Genomic DNA, 20,896 nt, shown 5'->3' with positions numbered 1-20,896 from the left:
TCTTATAAAAATCTATGTAGTATAAACTGATCAACCAATACAAAGGCCCCTAGTATGAAAACATAGACAGAAAAAATCTTCAAACTCTTTTTAGCAATGAGTTCCATCATCAATTTAATGGCAAAATAGCCAGAAATCCCTGCAGCAAGGGTCCCTGCAACAATGGGTCCTAAGGACCCTAGGGTCTCAATCTCGGCTAAGTCCTTAAACTGGAATACCAAAGATCCTAAAATGGCTGGAATGGACATTAAAAAAGAAAACTTAGCCGCAAAACGTCTGTCTAGTCCCTCAAATAAACCACCTGCTATGGTTGAACCCGCTCTTGAGACCGCTGGAAAAATAGCAGCCCCCTGGGCAATACCCATAACAATGGCATGTCTAGGTTTCATTTCTTTTAAAGTTTTATGGCCAGGTTTTTTAGACTCAACAAGCCATAGTAGACTACCGGTAATGATAAAACCAAAGCCTAGGGTTGAGCCTGTATCAAAAGCAGATTCTACAAAATCTTTTAGTAGCAGTGCTATAAAAATAGTCGGTAGGGTTGCAAGAACAATATAAACACTTAACTTTTGAAAGGGTTTCTTCAACATATCCCAAATATCTTTTTTAAATATGACAATTACAGCCAGTAAAGTGCCCATATGGACCATAATTGTAAAAAATAAGGTACCTTCCTCAATGCCAAAAAGCCTTTGAAGCAAAACCAGGTGTCCTGAACTGGACACAGGTAAAAATTCTGTCAAACCTTGAACAATGCCTAATATAATTGCCTGTAATATACTCATCATAACCTCTCTTTACTTTATCCTTAATCAGTTTAGCACCTAAATTCTGCGTTAAACTGATTCATAATTACATTTCATCAAATTTACGAAGAATTTAAGTTCCGATTACTATATTCTACCATAAATAAACCTTCTTTTGAATAATTTTTCTAAGTTTTCTGTAATAATATATGTTCCCCCAAAACACCACCATAGTAAATAAACCTCATAGTGTTTTACGAAGCTAATGTTAGCAGTACAATTATTAACTATCATTCATGAACGGTTATACCAAACAGTTTCATACACTTTCCAATAAGGGTAGGTTTCACCTATTTTCATGATTACAGACCTTGCAGTTTTTATGATTTTTCCTGCAAGAAACACATACTTTAAGCGAAACGTCTTAATTTGTTGCCTGTATTCAGTGATTGTTAAAAAATCAAACTTAAACAATAAAAACAAGTTGTATGAAAGCATCATCATTTGAAATACTGCTTCATTTGCCCAAAATGATTTCAACAGAAGATGCCCTACGTTCATATCATATTTGGCTTCTTTAATATAATTTTCTGCATTACCTCTTTTTTCATAGGTAATGACTACCTTTTCTGAAGGTAAATCTGTATTGGTAATAAAGAAAAAATACAGGTACTCTGCACCAGGCAAAATTGATAATTGAACTCTATCTTTTTCGGGTTTGATCACACGAGAAACTACAAATCTTCTTTCATTATCCCAAGTATTTAATTTGGTAAATAGTTCTATTGTCTCTCTACCTTCTTCACCTTCAACAAAATGTTTCTTGGAATCTGTCACTTTTGTAGTGAGAGTAGGATAGGCTTTAGCTTTAATCAAATATTCGCAATTAAGTGATTCTATTGTCTGTATTATTTCCTCATCAAAATATCCGCTATCCATTCGAAATAAGATTTCTAAATCATTTGTTTTGATGTTAGCTACTATTTCCTTTATCATTTCTGCAGCGCCATTAGCAGTATAGGTGTTACCACTTCTCATAAATCCAGTGATATAAGCTTTAAGTTCATCACAGAAAGAAAATTGAATATTGTAACAGCGATTTCCTACTTTTTTAGGGTTATAACCTTTGGTAGCACCTTCTTGATGACCTTCTACATTTATGACACTGCTATCAATATCTATTGTAATTGAACTTAATCCACTTTTAGAAAGTAACTTTTTAAACACTTTGAAATTGATATCTCGAAACATTTGCGTTGTCTTATATGTAAAGCAAGATAGAAATCTTGATACGGTACTGGGCATTTTTACAGATATGTCAAATTCCTTAACCAAAGGATCATTTTGAAGTAACTTAAGACGTTCTAACTTATCAATCCCAATAAAATGTCCACAAAGCATTGTTTTTATGTGATTCATTTTGATTCTATTGGTGGATTGGTTATCAAAAATGAGATCATTTTCAATCATATCGAAAATACCATTGTTTTTTGCTTCTTCAAGAAGCAAAAAGATTCCTGCATTTGAAGTAAGATTCTTTGCATTAAAATCAAGTTTATTAATCATAGTTCTGGGCTCCTTTCATACAACATTCATTGTTATATTTATACCCATTATGAGAGTCAAAAAACATTAAATAATCTGAATTTCCTTTCACCCAATGGGTGAAAAGCGAATATTGCTAAACTTGTTGTTATCACTAAGTTTTAAGACTTCTGGATTATTTAAACGCAGAACCTAGGTACTCATTCCTTGTCATCAGACACACCCCTTAACAATAAATTGACATCATTCACAAAACTATCCCATTCCTCCTGAAGTACTAAAAGTACATCCTGTCCCTTCTCTGTTAGTTTATAATATTTTCTCGGAGGACCCTCTTGGGATTCCTCCAGATATGTCGTTACATAACCGTCACTTCTAAATCTTCTTAGGAGAGGGTAGATGGTACCTTCAGAAATCTTGATAAACCGAGAGATGTTTTCAACCAATTCATACCCATAATAATCTTTTCTGTTCAGCAATGTGAGAACACAAAGCTCAAGAACTCCTTTTTTGAATTGTATATTCATGGCTAATCTCCTTTCACAGCTATAATATATCATACGCTACCTTATAATGCAAGGTACTAAATAAAAAAAGTATCAAAAAAATTTAGGTTACTTTTTTGATACTCAACACGAAAATCTCACAATTCAAATAAATAGTAATTTTCTATTCCTAATAAAAAAAACAGGAGAAATTTTCTCCTGTTTACTCAAAGCTCAGTCCTTCTCTGTGCAATCCAACACTTAAAACAATACCAATGGAAATAAGATTTATCAACTGGAAGGTTCCGCCATAGCTCATAAATGGAAGAGGTATTCCTGTTATTGGCATCAAACCTATTGTCATACCAACATTCTCCCATATATGGAAAAGGAACATTGCAGCTAAGCCGACTGACATAAACGACCCGAATTTATCCGGACTGTTTCTTGCAATTCTTATGATTCTGTTGATCATTATGAAATATAGAAGTATAAGTATACTTCCACCGACAAAGCCCAGCTCCTCTGCAAGAACTGCAAAAATAAAGTCCGTCTGCTTTTCAGGGATATAGTTGAACTGCGTTTGAGTTCCCTGAAAAAGTCCTCTTCCGAAAAGCTTTCCGCTACCAATTGCAATTCTTCCTTGAATAGCCTGATATCCAGTGTTGTTGGTATCTCTTTCAGGGTCTAAAAAGTTGAAGATTCGATTTTTTTGAAAAATATCCAGTCTGGACCATAGAACAGGAAGACTCAAGAGTCCAATAGTCATTGCGATTCCAATATACTTCCATTTTACTCCCGCTACAAATAGCATCGCAGCAATAAAGAAAACAAATACCATAGCCGTTCCGGCATCTGGTTGAATCAATATCAACGCAACTGGTATAAAGGCAAAAATCAAAATCTTTAGCAATACAAAAGGTGAATTAATATCTTCCTTATGAATATCCATATACTTTGCCAGGGATATTATTAATCCTACCTTAACAAACTCCGCCGGCTGGAATCCAAAGGAGCCAATATAAAGCCAGGAACGTGCACCCCATTGATCATCACCGACACCCATGAAAAGCACTGCCACAAGCATGGCAACAGATATCAGATAAATTGGTATGTAGAGCTTACCTAAAAACTGAAAATCAAAGAATACCAGAAACAGAATCGCAACCAATCCAATAATTGTAGCAATTCCCTGTGTTCTGACAAACCTTATGTTTTCCATACTCAAAGTTGCAGAATAAATAACTACTAGTCCATATACACACAAGAGAATGACTGTTGCCAGTAATATAAAATCAAATCTCTTAAAAGCTTTTTTTCTAAGATTAAACATAAAATCTACTCCTTTACATTAAGGTTTATTATATCACAATATCAGTTGTACAAGTAGTGGGTTTACGGCTAATTATTTGGTATAATTGTAGATGGAGGGATTAATATGCATAAGGATAAAGTTGTTGAAATAGCAAATGACATTGGGATAGAAATAATCGGATTCACTCATCCAGGACCATTTGAAAGGATTGAAGAGCAGCTGAAAAAAAGATCTGAAGCTCAAAGATCAACAGAATTTGAGGAAGATGACCTGGATTTAAGACTTGATCCAAGAAAAACAATGAAGGGTTGTAAATCAATAATTGTGATTGGGATTTCATATAACCTTGAATATAATCATAAAACCAAAGTTGATATCAAGGGAAGTCTTTCAAAGTCTTCATGGGGTAGTGATTATCATTTTGTACTTAAGGACAAAATGGAATCACTTGTTACTGAAATGAAGAAGAATTTTGACTTTGATTATAAGCTCTTTGTCGATACGGGCCCATTGATAGACAGAGAGCTCGCATACAGAGCTGGAATTGGGTATTACGGCAAAAATTGCAGTATAATCAATCCTGATTATGGATCATTTATTTTTATCGGTTATATTTTAACTGATTTGGAATTGGAAATTGATTATTATCAAATGGAAAGTCAATGTGGTGATTGTACTTTGTGCTTGGATGCCTGTCCAACAGGTGCTTTGGAGGCTCCTGGAATACTTAATCCCAAGATATGCATATCTTATTTGACTCAGACCAAGGAACTAATACCTGAAGAATTATCATCAAGAATGGGTATAAAAGTATATGGGTGCGATACTTGTCAGTCTGTTTGTCCCAAGAACAAGGATATTCATTTATCATCACATCAGGAATTTTCCCCTTCAAAGACAGAAGGAGTCATAGATATAAAAGAGCTTGCTCATATGTCAAAAAAAGAGTTCAAGGAGAAATACGGTGATATGACTGGAAGCTGGAGAGGAAAGACAGTGCTCTTAAGAAATGCAGTAATTGCATTGGAGAATATTGGAGCTCGGAATTATATTGACATAATAGAGACAATAGACAAAAAGAATGTAGAACTTTTGGAACCTTATACTTCTAGGATATTAAAAAATATGGTAGAATAGCAAATGTCGTTTTAACACATAAGCTTATGTTTTAAATTTTTTAAGGAGGGATTTTAGTGTCAAATGTACATGATTTGGGATTCCTGAAAGAGAATATTCAGGAACTCAAGGATCAAGGCGTATACAGAAAGCTACCTGTAATGGGATCTGCAAGTGATGCAGAAGTAATACTAAATGGAAAGAAGGTTATAAACCTTTCATCAAACAACTACCTTGGATTTGCAAACCATCCCAGAATGAAGAAAGCAGCAATTGAAGCAGTTGAAAAATATGGAGTAGGTTCAGGTGCTGTTCGTACAATTATTGGGAACATGGATATTCATGAAAAACTTGAGGAGACACTTGCTAAATTCAAAAGGGAAGAAGCAGCATTTATTTATCAATCAGGATTTAACTGTAATGCTGGTACTATTCAGGCAATTACAGAGGCAGGGGATTTGATAATATCGGATGAATTGAATCATGCATCCATTATCGATGGTGCAAGACTTTCAAAAGCAGCAAAGACAATTTACAAACACTCTGACATGGAGAGTCTTGAAGGGGTGCTAAAGGAGAATAAGGATAAATACAGAAATATGCTTATTATAACTGATGGTGTGTTCAGTATGGATGGAGATATTGCAAAACTGCCTGAAATAGTCGAGTTGGCAGAAAAATATGGCGCCATGACCTATGTGGATGATGCTCATGGTTCAGGAGTTCTTGGAGAAAGTGGAAGAGGTACTGTCGATCACTTCGGGCTTCATGGAAGAGTAGACTTTACAATCGGAACCTTATCAAAGGCAATAGGAGTAATCGGTGGATATGTGGCAGGTTCAAAGACCATGTATGAGTGGTTAAGCCATAGAGCAAGACCTGTTCTTTTCTCAACATCGCTTCCCCCAGCTGCAGTAGTCCCAATTACAGAAGCCTTGAACATGCTTATGGAATCAACTGAATACACTGACAAGCTTTGGGAAAATGCAGCTTACTTCAAGGAAAAGATGGGTTCACTTGGATTTGATACAGGAAACAGTGAGACACCAATAACTCCAGTTATAATTGGCGATGAAGCCAAGACAATGGAGTTCAGCAAGAGACTTCTTGAAAAGGGAGTATTCGTATCAGGTATCATTTTTCCAACAGTACCAAAGGGAACTGGGAGATTGAGATGTATGGTAACAGCTGCTCATACCAGAGAACAGCTTGACAATGCCGTGGAGTCATTCAGACAAGTTGGCAAAGAGATGGATATTTTATAGTGGTGTTTAAAAGAGGGGAAATCTCCCCTCTTTTCTTTATGTCTGAAATAGTATACTATTAGACTAAGAAATAGATAACAAGAGGTGGAATTATGATAATTGGTGCATGTTCAGTTGAATTGCATATATTTGAAGTCTATTCACTAAAGGAAAAGAGACAGGTGATCAAGAGCTTACTTGGAAGACTACAATCCAGATTCAATATATCTGTGGCTGAAGTGGATTATTTTGATACATGGCAATCTTCTGTTATCGGGTTTGCCTGTGTATCCAATGAAACAGTCCATGTAAGAAGCATAATAAATAATGTAATAAGGTTTGTGGACCTGGATGGAAGAGTGGAAATAGTTTCCCATGAGATTGAAATACTATAGGAGAATGACATGAGGAAAAGACTTACAAAGATTGAAAAAAGCAAGGTTCTTGAAATACTAGATGGCCTGTATCCTGAGGCAAAAGCAGAATTGAATTACAATAACCCTTTCGAACTTCTCATAGCAACAATTTTATCAGCTCAATGCACTGATGTCAGAGTAAACAAGGTTACTGAAGAGATGTTCGAGGAATTGAAGAAGCCTTCAGATTACATTGGAATTGGAGTAGAAGCCCTTGAAAGAAGGATCAGGAGTTGCGGACTTTCCAAAACCAAGAGTAGGAATATAGTAGCTACTTGTGGGATAATTCTAGAAGAGCATAAAGGAAAGGTTCCAGATACTATTGAAGAACTGATAAAACTGCCTGGTGTTGGTAAGAAGACTGCAAATGTTGTTGCGAGCAATGCCTTTGGAATACCAGCTATAGCTGTGGATACCCATGTGTTCAGAGTATCAAATCGAATTGGACTCGCTGCATCAAAGACAGTTGAAAATACAGAGAAGGACTTAATGAATAGTATACCTGAAGAAAGATGGACAAAGGCACATCATCAGTTGATTTTTCATGGAAGAAGGGTTTGTAAGGCAAGAAAACCACTTTGTGAAGATTGTCCTGTTAATGTTTATTGTCTTTATTATAAGAACGGGGTGGGGAAGTGAAAAAAGGAATCAAAATATTAATAATAGTATTAACGGTCTTCGGTGTAGCAAGTCTTGGAGGCTACTATTATCTGGACAGCTATGTTGCAAAGGATACCTTTTATGAAGGAATTATAATAGATGAAATCCCAATGGGTGGATTGACATTGGAGGATGGGATTCAGAAGCTTAAGGAGTCCAAGGAAGTACATGAAACTAAGCAAATAACTCTTACAGTGGAAGGATATCCTGGTGCAATATATTCTATGAATATGTCAGATATTGATCTGGATTTCAATTACGATGAGGTAGCCATGAAGGCATTTAGTGTTGGAAGATTAGGGAATGTAATACAAAGATTTCAAACAATAAGAGATCTCCAGACAAATCCAAAGGTATATACTTTGTCCCCAACTATAAAAACTACAAATGCCGATAGCGTCCTTGACGTAATCGCCGAGGATATTGAGATTGAACCGGTTGATGCACAGTTCAGTTTTCAGTCAGGACAGTTTGAAATCATAAAACCTGTTCAAGGAAAGTATCTCGACAGAGATTCCTTCAAGAAATCTCTTGAGATGGTTTCGGAAGAAATCCTTACAGTTGAGAGTTTGGAAATTTCCGTGATAACACAAGAACCCAAAATTCAGGAAGAATACTATAAAAAAATCAATGGTGTTATCGGAGAATTTTCTACCAGTTTTGCAGGAAGCTCAGCGGGAAGAAGCCACAATGTAAGATTATCTGCAGAATCCTTTAAAGGGATGCTTGTAATGCCGGGTCAGGAAGTATCCTACAACAAGACAACTGGTCCAAGACAGGCAAGATATGGGTATCAGGAAGCTCCAGTAATTGAAAACGGTGAGCTTATCCCTGGAATGGGTGGAGGAGTATGCCAGACGTCAACTACTTTATACAATGCACTCCTTCTTGCTGATATGAAAATTATTGAAAGAAGTCCCCATTCCATAGCACCAGGATATGTTCCGAGAGGAACTGATGCAGCTGTTGCTACAGGTTATCTGGATCTGGTATTTAGGAATGACTTTGATTATCCTGTAATGATTGACAGCAAGGTAGAAGGTACCAGAGTATACTTCTATATTTACGGTGACAAGGATAACAGGGATTATTCCATTGATATTTCAACAAGCTATGTTGCAACAATACCATACAAGGTACATGAGAATCTTGATGACACAATCCAGCCTGGAACGAGGGAAATGGTACAGGAAGGAAGAAACGGGTATAAGGTAAATGCCTTTAAATCAATAACAAGAAATGGAGAAATAGTAAGTACAGAACAGATATCACATGACTATTATAGGGAGAGAGACTATATTTACAAAGTGGGTCCTGAACCGATTGTGACTCCTCAGGTACCAGCCCAGGAAGTTCAAAACCCAGAACCAGAAATACCGATAATAGATGTATCTCCAGAGAATAGTGATCCTGTTAATGATGAGAATAGTGAGGATATGTCTGTGCCAAATGAGGATCTTTCTGAGCTGGAGGCAGCTGAATAACTGCTGATATACCCTTTCAGATTTTTGAGTCATAAAGAGGAGAGTTTCTATATGAATAAGAAATCCGAGAACAATCATAGTAATGGGAAAGAGAAATCAAATATACTTGCCCAGAGTCAAAAAAAATTATATGAAGCTCTTTTTGAAATCAGTCCTGATATGAATTATCTTTTGGATAAAGAGGGATATGTGGTTAATATTAGTATCTCAAGTGAAAGATATTTGAAGTATTCCAGAGATGAATTAATAAATTCTCATTACTCAGAATATATCCATGAAGATGATTTAGAAATTGCTAAAGATGTTTATTCAAAGGTATTGAGAAAAGAGGCTTCACAATTTGAAATTAGATTGCACAATCGTGATAATGAGATTATTTGCTTCCAGGTATCCTCAATACCGATTATTGAGGATGAATTGATAATTGGCGCTTTTGGAATTGCACGGGATATTACTGCAAAGAAGGAAACTGAAAGGAAGTTAAAGGAAGATGAACAAAGGTATCGATCACTTTTTGAGGACAATGTAGATGCTGTCATAACATATGATTTGGAAGGACGGTTTGCATCGGTTAATAGAGCTACTGAAGAATTGATGGGATACACAGCTGATGAACTTATTGGGGAGCCTTTTTTGCCATTTATTGTACCAGAACGTCAGGAATACACCATGAATCAGTTTTTAAAGGTATTGGAAGGAAGATCCATTCAATATGAAACAGCTATGTACGATAGAAAAGAAAGAATAGTTGATCTGCATATAACAGTTATTCCTATTGTTATTGATGATGAAATAATTGGTATTCATTGCATAGGTAAAGATATAACAATGCAAAAAAGAGCTGAATTGGCATTAAGTGATATGGCCTTTAACGATTACTTGACCAAGCTGCCTAACTTGTATGCTCTAAATAGATATATTGATTATTTGATTGAAGCTGAGGAACAATTTGCCATATTCATGATGGATCTTGATCGTTTCAAAACAATTAATGATAGCTAGGGGCATGAAATGGGAGACCAGCTATTAAAGGCTGTTACACAGCGATTAACAACCCATATACCCGAAGATTCCAAACTATTCAGGTATGGTGGAGATGAATATGTTGTAATTTTGAAACATAATGATTTGGATGAAATATATCAATTGGCTCAGGTGATCAGGGATTTGTTCAAGGAATCTTTTGTATTTAATGAGATGGAAATCAACATATCATCCAGTGCAGGGATAAGTATCTATCCTGATGATGGCAGCAATATGGATACTTTGTTCAAAAAAGCTGACAATGCAATGTATTTCTCAAAAAAACATGGTCGTAACAACGTTGTGATGTTTAATTCTATTGAAAATGAACATGATGATAAATTGACTAGAATGGAATCATATTTGAAAAATGCCATTAAAAACAAAGAATTATCATTGGTTTATCAGCCTCAGGTTGATATGAATTCAAGAGAGGTAGATGGGGTTGAAGCCCTTCTGAGATGGAACAATCCCGTTCTAGGATCGGTGTAACCCTATGATTTTATACCAGTTGCAGAAGATAGCGGTCTAATTATTGAAATCGGGAATTGGGTAATGGATTCTGCGTGTAGACAGATTGATGAATGGAGCAAGATAGGCTTGGGTGATTTGAGTGTATCAGTTAATATTTCAGCTCATCAGTTTTATCACATGGATTTCATAACGGTGATTCAGGAAGTATTGGAAAATACAAAGATTGATCCACGGCTTTTAGTTCTTGAGATAACTGAATCAATTGCATCAAATTCTGATATAGTAATAGACCAGTTGATTCAATTGAAAGAACTGGGAGTAAAAGTATCAATAGATGACTTCGGTACTGGTTACAGCTCATTGAAGTACTTAAAGGATTTACCTATCGACTACTTAAAAATTGATAAATCATTTGTGCATGGAATAGAAAAAAGCAAAAAGGACCAGGATATTGTATCCACAATCATTACTCTGGCACATAATCTGGGTTTTAAAACCATTGCTGAGGGTCCTGAAACTGATAAGCAGGTACAGTTCTTGATAGAACACAGGTGTGATTATGCACAAGGGTATTATTACAACAGACCAATCACTCCTTGGAATCTGGGAATTTGGATTGCCAGATATTTCATATAAAAAAGAAGTAGATAACACCTTCAGAAAATTATAAAATGGAACTGGTTGATTAAGTCATCCTGTTCTGATATCATAAAGACAAATAATATTTGAAATAGGTATCTCACATTTGAGATTTAAAAGGGAAAGTGGTGCAAATCCACTACAGCCCCCGCTACTGTAAACGGGAACGAAGTCAGCAATAAGCCACTGGGAAACCGGGAAGGAGCTGAACCGAGGATGAACCGTAAGTCAGGATATCTGCCTATCACATCTACTAAGCGCTTTACCTCGGAGGGAGGGATGTATGCAATTTGTAAGAATAGCTCATCTCTTGATGGGCTTTAATTTATGCAAAAAAAGGAGCGATAAACTTGAAAAAAGGAATTCTTATTTTATTGGCAATGATGTTGGCAGTTGGTTTGTTGTCAGGTTGCAGTTCGCCTTCAACGCCTGAAACGCCTGAAGAACAATCAGAAGAAGTTGGGGATGCTGTACTGAGTATAGAGGACGATTTTGGAAATACCATAAACTTTGGGAATCCTCCGGAAAAAATAATTTCCCTTGCACCAAGTAACACTGAGATATTATTTGCAGTAGGTGCAGGAGACAAGGTTGTAGGAGTAACTAGCTATGACGATTATCCTGAAGAGGTTTTGGATATTGAAAAAATCGGAGATTTTAATGGAATTAATCTTGAAAGGATTATTGAACTTGAACCGGATCTTGTTATTAACTATGGGGACGGCGTAACTGAGGAAAACGAGAGACTCCTTGAAGCTGGTATCCAGATTGCAGGGTTTGAGCCTGAGAGTCTCCAGGAAGTGTATGACACAATAATAAAGGTAGGAAAAATAACAGGACATGAAGATGAAGCAAAAGAGCTTGTTGAAGAAATGACATCACAAGAAGCTGAGTTAGCCGAGAAAATAGAAGGACTGGATAAAAAAACTGTTTTTTATGAAATCTGGCATGAACCACTTATGGCTGCAGGACCGGGATCATTTGTAGATGAGCTCATAAATCGTGCTGGTGGTGAAAATGTTGCAGCAGATGCTGATGGCGAGTACCCACAATTTGATCTTGAACAGCTTATAGAGAGAAATCCACAGGTATACATCACCGCCAATGACCTTCCCGAGAAGACAGCAGATTCTATAAAGGAAAGACCAGGATATAGTGAAATAGATGCCATTAAGAATGATAGAGTGTATTTGTTGGACGGCAATATAATGTCAAGACCCGGACCAAGAATAATTGATGCACTTAAATTGATAATTGAAGCTATCCATCCTGAAATAAACAATTAAGTAAGGCTGTGATTAATGTGAAGGAAGAAATCCGGATTAAATCCTATGGTATAACCTTATTGATACTGATTATACTACTTGTTATAACAATTGGAGTTACAGCGACAATTGGATCTGCAAGTATTAATCCAATTGATGTTTACAAAGTTGTGGCATCTAAGATACCAGGACTTTCAAGCTTTATTGGGACTGATTCAATTACAGATTCTCAGCATTCCATAATATGGAGTGTAAGACTTCCTAGGGTACTTTTAGGAGTGATTGTTGGAGCCGGGTTGTCAATTTCTGGAGCCTCTTTTCAGGGATTGTTGAAAAATCCAATGGCTGATCCATATATTCTTGGAATTTCGTCAGGTGCTGCTCTTGGAGCAGCTATCGCTATTATACTTAGATTGAATGTTGCTTTTGTTGGCTTTTCAGGGATTTCAGTGATGGCGTTTATCGGGGCGTTAATTGCTGTGACACTGGTGTATAATATAGGTCGGATCAGAAATCAAGTACCAGTTACAACCCTATTGCTTGCAGGTGTTGCAGTTGGACAGTTTCTAACTGCAATAACATCACTTTTAATGGTAGTATATAATAGGGATATGACAAAAATCATTTATTGGACTATGGGAAGCCTATCTGGAAAAGGTTGGACTCCAATAACATCAATTTCGATACCCATGATCATTGCAATGGCGATTACATTATTTTTTGCCAGGGATATAAACATAATGCTGACAGGAGAGGAGTCTGCAAAAAGTCTTGGAGTGAATGTTGAAAAGACAAAGGTGTATATACTTCTTCTTGGAACTTTTATTACATCTATGGCAGTATCCATAAGTGGTATAATAGGGTTTGTTGGTTTAATCATACCCCACATAGTTAGACTGATTGTTGGACCAGATCATAGAATTCTACTTCCTTCATCTGCTATAGTGGGAAGTATATTTATGGTATTTGCTGATACAATAGCGAGAACTGTTATTTCCCCTATGGAAATTCCTGTAGGGATAATAACAGCAATATTTGGAGGGCCTTTCTTTATCTATCTTCTACGAAGCAAGAAAAGAGCCCTTTAATGGATAAGGTAGTGATATTATGATGGCAGTAAATGCAAAGAATATTGTCTTTGGCTATTCCTCTACTCCTGTTATTAGAGATGTAAGCTTCCAAGCTGACAGTGGAGAATTTATAAGCATAATTGGACCAAATGGTTCTGGGAAGTCAACACTGCTTAAAACAATTAATGGCCTTTACATACCTGAATCTGGACAGGTTGAACTTCTGGGGAAAAATCTTGAGGAGTACAAGAGAAAGGAAATAGCACGAAAGATTTCTTTGGTTCCGCAGGATACAACTCTTGATTTTGAGTTTACCATTGAGGAAGTTGTTTCAATGGGTAGACATCCATTCAAGGGTAGATTTGAAAAAGAAGATGTAAAAGACAAAGAACTTATCTATGAAGCCATGGAGATGACCAATACATTTGATATAAGGGACAGACTTATAACTGAAATATCCGGTGGTGAAAGACAAAGGGTCTTTATTGCTAAGGCACTGGCTCAGAATACTGAGATAATTCTACTGGATGAGCCCACCTCACATTTGGATATTAATCATCAGATTGACATTTTAAATCTACTGAGGAAGATGAATCAGGAAAAGGGTATTACTATTATACTTGTAATCCATGATATCAATCTTGCTACGAGATACTCAGACAGAATACTGCTTTTGAAAAAAGGCAGTATTATAAGCCAGGGTACACCTGAGGATGTTATCACAACTGAAAATATTCTGCAGGCTTATGGCATGAGGGCTGCAGTTGAGAGAAATAGATATACAGGGCATATTTCAGTTATACCCCTTGAAGTTAACAAGCGAATACGTAGCGAGATGAACATAAAGATTCACGTAATATCAGGAGGAGGCTCTGGTCAGGATTTAATTAATGTCCTTTACCAAAGAGGATATCAGCTTACCCTTGGGGTACTAAATGCTGGAGATAGCGATTGGCAGTATGCAAAAAGTCTTAAGATCCCGGTAGCAGAAGAAAAACCATTTTCAGGGATTTCCGATAAAGCAGAAAGGAAAAACAAGGAGATGATATCTGATACAGATTTTGTTGTTATGACCAATGTACCTATTGGAAGTGGTAACCTGAAAAACCTTCAAATGGCTGCAGATGCATTGGAGACAGGAAAGAAAGTGGTCTACCTAAGTGAGAGAAAGTACGATGAGTTTGATTACACCGGAGGTGCAGCAACAGCCATCCTAAATAAAATGATTAAAAACGGACTTGTTATTGTTGAATCGATGGAACAATTACTTAGAAAATTAACGTAATATATGCTAGACCGGGATAAAAATTCCCGGTCTTAAACTTTGATGGGGAGCTTTTGATATTTTATTTTCAACTCCGTTGTGATATATTAATTGTGTCAGGAGGAATCACATGGATATAAAATTAATCGCAATAGACATGGACGGAACCTTATTAAACAGCAGCAACAAGCTAACAGAAAGAACTAAGAAGGCTATAGCAATGGCTAAGGAAAAGAATGTTGAAGTGGTACTTGCAACAGGAAGAGTTCTTAAATCTGCATTGCATTATGCAAATTTATTGAACCTTGATAGCTATATAGCAGCTTGCAACGGAGCTATTTTAGTTGATAATAAGGGAAATGATATATACAGAAAGCCAATTAATAAAAAAAAGCTTGAAAAAATAATGGAAATAGGACATGATATGTCAGTGTACTTTCATTTTTACAATGAAGATACTTTCTTTACCAGAACCTATGTTAAAGAGATTGTAGACTACTATTCATCTTCCAACGGTAAATTCACCGGACAATCTATCGATGTTGATATTTACAAAAGCATCCGAGATATTGCTGAAAGAGTCGATCTAGATGTTTTCAAATTTCTTTTTATAGACAATGATCTGGACAAGTTGATACAGCTTAAAAAAAGACTTGGCTCAATTGAAGGCATTTCAATTTCAAAGAGCTGGACAAATAATCTAGAGGTAATGGAAGAAGGCGTATCGAAGGGTAGAAGCCTTGAGCATCTTTGTCGTCTGATGAATATTTCATTGAATAACACAATGGCAATCGGTGACAATGAAAACGACTTATCTATGCTTGAGATTGCAGGAATCAGCGTAGGGATGGGCAATGGAGCAAAATCTGTGCTGGAGAAAGTGTATTATGTAACAGAGGATAATAATCACGATGGTGTTGCACAGGCAATTGAGAAGTTCGTACTTTAGACTTGAAGAATATTGGAGGGTAAAGATGGCTCTAAACATAGTATTGGTCGAGCCTGAGATACCGCATAATACTGGGAGTATAGCCAGGACATGCGCGTTGACAGGGGCTGTATTACACTTGGTAAGACCGCTGGGATTCTCACTAACTGACAAACATTTGAAAAGAGCTGGTCTTGATTACTGGCCTTTGGTTAAGCTAGAGTATTACGATAGTTTTGAGGAAGTGGTGGAGAAAAACCCAGATGGTGATTTTTATTTTGCAACAACAAAAGCTGAGAAGAATTACTCAGAGTTTCAGTACCGTGACAATTCCTTCTTTGTTTTTGGCAAGGAAACAAAAGGACTGCCAGAGTCTTTGATCAATGCAAATATTAAACATGCAATAAGAATACCGATGAAAAAGAACATCGCTCGATCATTGAATTTATCGAATTCAGCAAATATAATAATATATGAAGCATTAAGACAATTGGATTATCCAGGTCTTGAGTGATGCATAGAATATCTTTGGCAATAATTGATTTTTATTCCTAAATTTTAGAGACAAAGGGGGAAACACAGAATGGATACGGCTCTTCCGGTATTAGGTGGTCTGGGATTATTCTTATTTGGTATGAATACCATGGGTGATGGTCTTGAAAAAGCTGCTGGAAACAAACTTAAAAAAATGATAGAAAGACTCACAAGAAATAGGTTGATGGCAGTATTGGTTGGAGTAGTTGTAACTATTGCAGTGCAAAGCAGTAGTGCCACAACTGTAATGGTTATTGGTTTTGTTAATGCAGGGTTGATGACTCTGCCACAGGCGGTAGGTATAATAATGGGTGCAAACCTTGGAACAACGGTTACTGCACAGCTTGTTGCATTTAAATTGACAGAGGTTGCACCACTTGCTGTAGCAATTGGAGTTGCAATTTGGATAGGTGCAAAAAATAAAAAGGCAAAGACCTACTCTGAAATACTTATCGGTTTTGGTATATTGTTTATCGGTATGGATATGATGGGGGATGGGCTGAAGCCTTTGGCTCAATTGCCTGCTTTTACAAATGTAATGGTAAGCTTGAATAATCCATTTATGGGAATGCTTGTTGGTCTTGGTCTTACAACAATAGTTCAAAGTAGTTCTGCCTCAATTGGTCTGTTGCAGGCTCTGGCAGGGGAAGGCCTGATTTCCATGAACCTTGCATTTCCAATACTTTTTGGTGAAAACATCGGAACCACAACTACGGCAATGATATCAAGTATAGGTGCAAACAAGACAGCAAAGAGAGCAGCAATTATTCACTTTTTATTTAATTTGGCTGGAACAATAATGTTTATGACTATATTCAGGTATCCAATAGAATGGCTGGTGACGTATCTTTCACCAGGAGATGTTACACGACAGATTGCAAATGCACATACCTCATTTAACCTTATAAACCTTATTGTACAGTTTCCTTTTGCACTTCTTCTTGTAAAGGCTGCTGAAAAATTGGTTCCTGGAGAGGATGAATATGAAATCACAGAATCAAAATTCCTTGATAAACGTATAATAGAGACACCTTCAATAGCTCTTGGACAAGCAACTAGAGAAGCATTACGAATGGGAGATTTGGTACTTGAGAACCTTGCAGCAGCAAGAATTGTAATGCTAGAAGACAAAACCGAGCTGATCGATTCAATACTTGAAAGAGAGAGAGTGATTAACAGGATTCAGAGAGAAATAACAGACTATCTGGTTAGACTTTCCAATGCATCTCTTTCAGATGTACAGCATTCAGATGTAAATGCAATGCTTTACATCATCGGGGATATCGAGAGAGTTGGAGACCATATTGAAAACTTAAGTGAGCTTGCACAATATAAATCAGATAATAATTTGTACTTTACTCCACAGGCTATTGAGGAAATGGACGAAATGTTCAGCATCTGTACAGAAGCATTCCAATCATCTCTAACATCATATAAAAACACAGACGAGGGACTAGCCAGACAGGTCCTGATATTGGAGGATGAAGTGGACAGACTTGAGAGAAAAAACAGAACTAACCATATAGACCGGCTTAACAAGATGATGTGTAGTACCGGAGCTGGGATTGTATTTCTAGATGGTATATCTAACCTTGAAAGAATGTCTGATCATTCAAGAAATATTGCCATGTATGTCCTCGATAAATTTAAGGGATAATGTTTTATAAAAAAGTGTAAATTGACTATTGATATGTACAATTAAATAGAGTATAATGAGCTTGTCAGGGTTGTTAAAAACGTAACAAAATAATTAGGAAAATTCTGAACATTTCTGGATGATAGTAGCGGGAGAGACCACATTAGTGGCGCCGAAGGAGTAATTAACAGAGTTAGCCCCTCTGTTGCGAACCTCTCAGGCAACAGGACCGCTGCCGGACAGAACTCTGGAAAGCGTCTTTTACACCGAAGGAGCAATTCCATTTTTTTATGATGAAGTGGAAGAATCTCTCAGGTCAATAAACAGAGTAAGTAGGCAAGGTCTATTTATTCTGTTTTTTTTTGCAGAATATACAATAGGGATAAGACCTAGTGATATTTTTAGAAGGAGGGAAATGGATGATTTATGATGTAGTGATTATCGGAGCAGGACCAGCTGGACTCTCAGCCGGATTATATGCTGCAAGAGCAAGAATGAACACTTTGATAATCGAAAAAGAAGCTGCTGGTGGACAGATAGCTACAACTGATGAAGTTGCCAACTATCCTGGATCTGCTGAAAATGCTACAGGACCATCACTTGTTTCAAGAATGGTTGAACAGGCAGAAGAATTCGGAGCAAAGAGAATAACGGATACGATTGAAAGTGTTGATGTAACAGGAAAGGTTAAAATCCTAAAGGGTGAGAATGAAGAGTATCAGGCCAAGACAGTAATAGTAGCTACAGGTGCTGTACCCAAGCACATAGGATGTCCCGGAGAAAAAGAACTTACAGGAAGAGGCGTATCTTACTGTGCAACATGTGATGGTGCATTTTTTGAAGATCTGGAAGTATTTGTTGTAGGAGGAGGAGACTCTGCTGTTGAAGAGGCAATGTACCTTACCAAATTCGCGAGAAAGGTTACAATTGTTCACAGAAGAGATGAGTTGAGAGCTGCAAAATCGATTCAGGAAAAAGCATTTAAGAACGAAAAAATTGATTTTCTATGGGATTCAGTAATAACGGATCTAAAGGGAGACGGTCTTCTTGAAACTATGACAGTTAAAAATGTGAAGACTGGCGAAGAAACGGAAATTCATGCAGATGAAGACGACGGAACATTTGGAGTATTTGTTTTTATTGGGTACGATCCAGCCAACAAGCTATTTGAAGGACTTGTTGAAATGGAAAATGAATATATTGTTACCGATGACAATATGAGAACAAATGTACCAGGAGTATTTGCTGCAGGTGATAACAGAGTAAAATCCTTGAGACAGGTTGTAACTGCCACAGCTGATGGTGCTATTGCAGCCACACAGGCAGAAAAATATATTGAAGAGAATTTCGGATAATAGGAGGGATATTATGATAGAACTAAACAAAGAGAATTTTGAGGAAGAGGTTTTAACTGCAGAAGGAACAGTTCTTGTAGATTTTTGGAGTCCTTCATGTGAGCCATGCAAGGCACTTATGCCACACATTCACGAACTTGAAGAGAAGCATGGTGACAAGATCAAGTTCACATCACTTGATATAACAAAAGCTAGAAGAGTGGCAATTGGACAAAAAGTACTTGGACTACCAGTAATTGCAATTTATCAGAATGGCGAAAGAGTAGATGGAGTAGTTGGAGATGAAGCAACAACAAAGTCAGTAAAAGAGCTAATAGAGAAATTCTGCTAGTTTGAAAAAACTGGAGAGTTTCGCTAGATAACAACCAATATTTTGAGGAGGTGAAGCAAATGCGTCTAGAGTTAGGAAAAGTACTAATTAAAGATGTAGTATTCGGTGATTCGACTAAACTGGAAAATGGAGTTATTACAATAAACAAGTCAGAGTTAATTGAACTTGTAATGGAAGATGAGCATATTAAATCAGTTGATGTGGATATTGCCAAGCCAGGTGAGAGTGTAAGGATTACACCTGTTAAGGACGTAGTTGAGCCAAGGGTTAAAGTTGAAGGACCTGGAGGAGTATTCCCGGGAGTACTATCGAAGGTTGATGTTGTAGGTTCTGGAAAAACCAACGTCTTAAAAGGTTGTTCAGTAATGACAACTGGAAAAATTGTAGGATTCCAGGAAGGAATAGTTGATATGACTGGACCTGGAGCAGAGTATACTCCATTTTCAAAGCTGATCAACATAGTGGTAAATTGTGAGCCTGTTGATGGATTGAAGCAACATGATCATGAAAAGGCTGTAAGATTTGCAGGTTTCAAGTCAGCGGCATATATTGCTGAAACAGCAAAATCATTGACACCAGATGAAGTTGAAGTTTTCGAAACTGATAATTTTGTCGATGGAATGAAGAAGTATCCAGACCTTCCAAAGGTAGGATATGTTCATATGCTTCAGACACAGGGACTATTGCATGACACATATGTATATGGTGTAGATGCTAAGCAGATCGTTCCAACAATTCTTTATCCAACTGAAATAATGGATGGAGCAATAGTTAGTGGTAACTGTGTATCAGCTTGTGATAAAAACACAACTTACCACCATCTGAACAACCCAGTTGTTCATGACTTATTGGCAGCTCACGGTAAAGAAATCAATTACGTTGGTAACATAATAACCAACGAGAATGTTTATCTTGCTGATAAGGAAAGATCATCAAACTGGACCGCAAAATTAACTGAGTTCTTGAATCTTGATGGTGTAGTAATATCACAGGAAGGTTTTGGAAACCCAGATACAGACCTAATAATGAACTGCAAGAAAATCGAGGAAAAAGGTATCAAGACCGTAATCATCACTGATGAGTATGCAGGAAGAGATGGAGCAAGTCAGTCCCTTGCAGATGCAGATAAATCAGCGGATGCAGTTGTCACAGGTGGAAATGCCAACGAGGTTATTACTCTTCCAAAAATGGACAAGGTAATTGGTACACTTGCATATACTGATATCATTGCAGGTGGATTTGATGGAAGTTTAGCAGATGATGGTACAATCACAGTTGAGATTCAGGCTATCACTGGTGCTACAAACGAAATGGGATTCAATAAAATGTCAGTAAAAGGTTTCTAGGATAATAAATATTCAACAAA

Annotated in this window: 18 protein-coding genes, 1 pseudogene and 3 riboswitches; of the genes and pseudogenes, 15 read left to right on the top strand and 4 right to left on the bottom strand. The window is 36.9% G+C overall.

Annotated features, from left to right (window positions below; all coding sequences use genetic code 11):
* Positions 1-2: 2 nt before the first annotated feature.
* From ACOEN1_RS00300 to rodA, 4 genes are all read right to left on the bottom strand, one after another.
* A complete protein-coding gene (locus ACOEN1_RS00300; RefSeq protein ID WP_422484372.1) occupies positions 3-785 on the bottom strand; it encodes an undecaprenyl-diphosphate phosphatase in 783 nt (260 codons plus the stop codon).
* Positions 786-1,040: 255 nt separating this feature from the next.
* Positions 1,041-2,312: an IS1380 family transposase gene (locus tag ACOEN1_RS00295; RefSeq protein WP_422484370.1), complete on the bottom strand. Its 1,272-nt coding sequence runs from the start codon at positions 2,310-2,312 to the stop codon at positions 1,041-1,043.
* Between the two features lie 179 nt (positions 2,313-2,491).
* Positions 2,492-2,818 carry a PadR family transcriptional regulator gene (locus ACOEN1_RS00290; RefSeq protein WP_422484368.1) on the bottom strand — a complete coding sequence of 109 codons (327 nt, stop codon included), beginning with the start codon at positions 2,816-2,818 and terminating at the stop codon, positions 2,492-2,494.
* Between the two features lie 181 nt (positions 2,819-2,999).
* Complete coding sequence (gene rodA, locus ACOEN1_RS00285; RefSeq protein WP_422484366.1) at positions 3,000-4,109, bottom strand: rod shape-determining protein RodA; 1,110 nt, start codon at positions 4,107-4,109, stop codon at positions 3,000-3,002.
* A gap of 105 nt (positions 4,110-4,214) precedes the next feature.
* On the opposite strand from rodA, the gene queG reads away from it, so the two are divergent.
* The 15 genes and pseudogenes from queG (at position 4,215) to ACOEN1_RS00210 (ending at position 20,876) form a co-directional block, all read left to right on the top strand.
* On the top strand, positions 4,215-5,228 hold the full coding sequence (gene queG / locus ACOEN1_RS00280; RefSeq protein WP_422484364.1) for a tRNA epoxyqueuosine(34) reductase QueG: 1,014 nt from the start codon (positions 4,215-4,217) through the stop codon (positions 5,226-5,228).
* Between the two features lie 56 nt (positions 5,229-5,284).
* A complete protein-coding gene (locus ACOEN1_RS00275; RefSeq protein WP_422484362.1) occupies positions 5,285-6,472 on the top strand; it encodes a glycine C-acetyltransferase in 1,188 nt (395 codons plus the stop codon).
* A 92-nt stretch (positions 6,473-6,564) separates the two neighbouring features.
* Complete coding sequence (locus ACOEN1_RS00270) at positions 6,565-6,846, top strand: DUF503 domain-containing protein (RefSeq protein ID WP_422484361.1); 282 nt, start codon at positions 6,565-6,567, stop codon at positions 6,844-6,846.
* A gap of 9 nt (positions 6,847-6,855) precedes the next feature.
* Positions 6,856-7,506, top strand: coding sequence for an endonuclease III (gene nth, locus ACOEN1_RS00265; RefSeq protein WP_422484359.1), 651 nt, complete (start codon positions 6,856-6,858; stop codon positions 7,504-7,506).
* Positions 7,503-9,011: a VanW family protein gene (locus ACOEN1_RS00260; protein ID WP_422484357.1), complete on the top strand. Its 1,509-nt coding sequence runs from the start codon at positions 7,503-7,505 to the stop codon at positions 9,009-9,011. Before nth ends, ACOEN1_RS00260 begins: the two co-directional genes overlap by 4 nt.
* Positions 9,012-9,062: 51 nt before the next feature.
* Positions 9,063-11,144: pseudogene (locus ACOEN1_RS00255) on the top strand (sensor domain-containing protein).
* A gap of 79 nt (positions 11,145-11,223) precedes the next feature.
* Positions 11,224-11,406, top strand: a riboswitch (cobalamin riboswitch).
* A 91-nt stretch (positions 11,407-11,497) separates the two neighbouring features.
* Positions 11,498-12,433 (top strand): helical backbone metal receptor, encoded by a 936-nt coding sequence (locus tag ACOEN1_RS00250; protein ID WP_422484355.1) that lies wholly within the window; start codon positions 11,498-11,500, stop codon positions 12,431-12,433.
* Positions 12,434-12,492: 59 nt separating this feature from the next.
* Positions 12,493-13,500 carry a FecCD family ABC transporter permease gene (locus ACOEN1_RS00245; RefSeq protein ID WP_422484354.1) on the top strand — a complete coding sequence of 336 codons (1,008 nt, stop codon included), beginning with the start codon at positions 12,493-12,495 and terminating at the stop codon, positions 13,498-13,500.
* A 19-nt stretch (positions 13,501-13,519) separates the two neighbouring features.
* A complete protein-coding gene (locus ACOEN1_RS00240) occupies positions 13,520-14,767 on the top strand; it encodes a heme ABC transporter ATP-binding protein (protein ID WP_422484352.1) in 1,248 nt (415 codons plus the stop codon).
* Between the two features lie 109 nt (positions 14,768-14,876).
* Positions 14,877-15,695: a Cof-type HAD-IIB family hydrolase gene (locus tag ACOEN1_RS00235; RefSeq protein WP_422484350.1), complete on the top strand. Its 819-nt coding sequence runs from the start codon at positions 14,877-14,879 to the stop codon at positions 15,693-15,695.
* Between the two features lie 25 nt (positions 15,696-15,720).
* Entirely contained in the window at positions 15,721-16,188 is a 468-nt protein-coding gene (gene trmL / locus ACOEN1_RS00230) for a tRNA (uridine(34)/cytosine(34)/5-carboxymethylaminomethyluridine(34)-2'-O)-methyltransferase TrmL (RefSeq protein WP_422484348.1), read from the top strand.
* Positions 16,189-16,257: 69 nt separating this feature from the next.
* Positions 16,258-17,865 carry a Na/Pi cotransporter family protein gene (locus tag ACOEN1_RS00225; RefSeq protein ID WP_422484346.1) on the top strand — a complete coding sequence of 536 codons (1,608 nt, stop codon included), beginning with the start codon at positions 16,258-16,260 and terminating at the stop codon, positions 17,863-17,865.
* A gap of 118 nt (positions 17,866-17,983) precedes the next feature.
* A riboswitch (glycine riboswitch) is annotated at positions 17,984-18,086 on the top strand.
* Positions 18,087-18,088: 2 nt separating this feature from the next.
* A riboswitch (glycine riboswitch) is annotated at positions 18,089-18,174 on the top strand.
* A gap of 89 nt (positions 18,175-18,263) precedes the next feature.
* Positions 18,264-19,199 carry a thioredoxin-disulfide reductase gene (gene trxB / locus ACOEN1_RS00220; protein WP_422484344.1) on the top strand — a complete coding sequence of 312 codons (936 nt, stop codon included), beginning with the start codon at positions 18,264-18,266 and terminating at the stop codon, positions 19,197-19,199.
* Between the two features lie 13 nt (positions 19,200-19,212).
* Positions 19,213-19,530 carry a thioredoxin TrxA gene (gene trxA / locus ACOEN1_RS00215; RefSeq protein WP_422484342.1) on the top strand — a complete coding sequence of 106 codons (318 nt, stop codon included), beginning with the start codon at positions 19,213-19,215 and terminating at the stop codon, positions 19,528-19,530.
* 59 nt (positions 19,531-19,589) lie between these two features.
* Entirely contained in the window at positions 19,590-20,876 is a 1,287-nt protein-coding gene (locus tag ACOEN1_RS00210; RefSeq protein WP_422484340.1) for a glycine/sarcosine/betaine reductase component B subunit, read from the top strand.
* The last annotated feature ends 20 nt before the right edge of the window (positions 20,877-20,896 follow it).

Origin of the sequence: Gudongella sp. DL1XJH-153 (assembly GCF_049310905.1) — a bacterium.
In the GTDB taxonomy this organism is placed as follows: domain Bacteria; phylum Bacillota; class Clostridia; order Tissierellales; family Tissierellaceae; genus Gudongella.
The sequence above is the reverse complement of the archived record's forward strand: the minus strand, read 5'-3'. Positions and strand labels throughout refer to the sequence as shown.

What these genes read in the sequence shown, in the direction of transcription:
- ACOEN1_RS00300 (WP_422484372.1), bottom strand. Translation starts at nt 785, where the DNA reads ATGAGTATATTACAGGCAATTATATTAGGCATTGTTCAAGGTTTGACA.
- ACOEN1_RS00295 (WP_422484370.1), bottom strand. Translation starts at nt 2,312, where the DNA reads ATGATTAATAAACTTGATTTTAATGCAAAGAATCTTACTTCAAATGCA.
- ACOEN1_RS00290 (WP_422484368.1), bottom strand. Translation starts at nt 2,818, where the DNA reads ATGAATATACAATTCAAAAAAGGAGTTCTTGAGCTTTGTGTTCTCACA.
- rodA (WP_422484366.1), bottom strand. Translation starts at nt 4,109, where the DNA reads ATGTTTAATCTTAGAAAAAAAGCTTTTAAGAGATTTGATTTTATATTA.
- queG (WP_422484364.1), top strand. Translation starts at nt 4,215, where the DNA reads ATGCATAAGGATAAAGTTGTTGAAATAGCAAATGACATTGGGATAGAA.
- ACOEN1_RS00270 (WP_422484361.1), top strand. Translation starts at nt 6,565, where the DNA reads ATGATAATTGGTGCATGTTCAGTTGAATTGCATATATTTGAAGTCTAT.
- nth (WP_422484359.1), top strand. Translation starts at nt 6,856, where the DNA reads ATGAGGAAAAGACTTACAAAGATTGAAAAAAGCAAGGTTCTTGAAATA.
- ACOEN1_RS00240 (WP_422484352.1), top strand. Translation starts at nt 13,520, where the DNA reads ATGATGGCAGTAAATGCAAAGAATATTGTCTTTGGCTATTCCTCTACT.
- ACOEN1_RS00235 (WP_422484350.1), top strand. Translation starts at nt 14,877, where the DNA reads ATGGATATAAAATTAATCGCAATAGACATGGACGGAACCTTATTAAAC.
- trmL (WP_422484348.1), top strand. Translation starts at nt 15,721, where the DNA reads ATGGCTCTAAACATAGTATTGGTCGAGCCTGAGATACCGCATAATACT.
- ACOEN1_RS00225 (WP_422484346.1), top strand. Translation starts at nt 16,258, where the DNA reads ATGGATACGGCTCTTCCGGTATTAGGTGGTCTGGGATTATTCTTATTT.
- trxB (WP_422484344.1), top strand. Translation starts at nt 18,264, where the DNA reads ATGATTTATGATGTAGTGATTATCGGAGCAGGACCAGCTGGACTCTCA.
- trxA (WP_422484342.1), top strand. Translation starts at nt 19,213, where the DNA reads ATGATAGAACTAAACAAAGAGAATTTTGAGGAAGAGGTTTTAACTGCA.
- ACOEN1_RS00210 (WP_422484340.1), top strand. Translation starts at nt 19,590, where the DNA reads ATGCGTCTAGAGTTAGGAAAAGTACTAATTAAAGATGTAGTATTCGGT.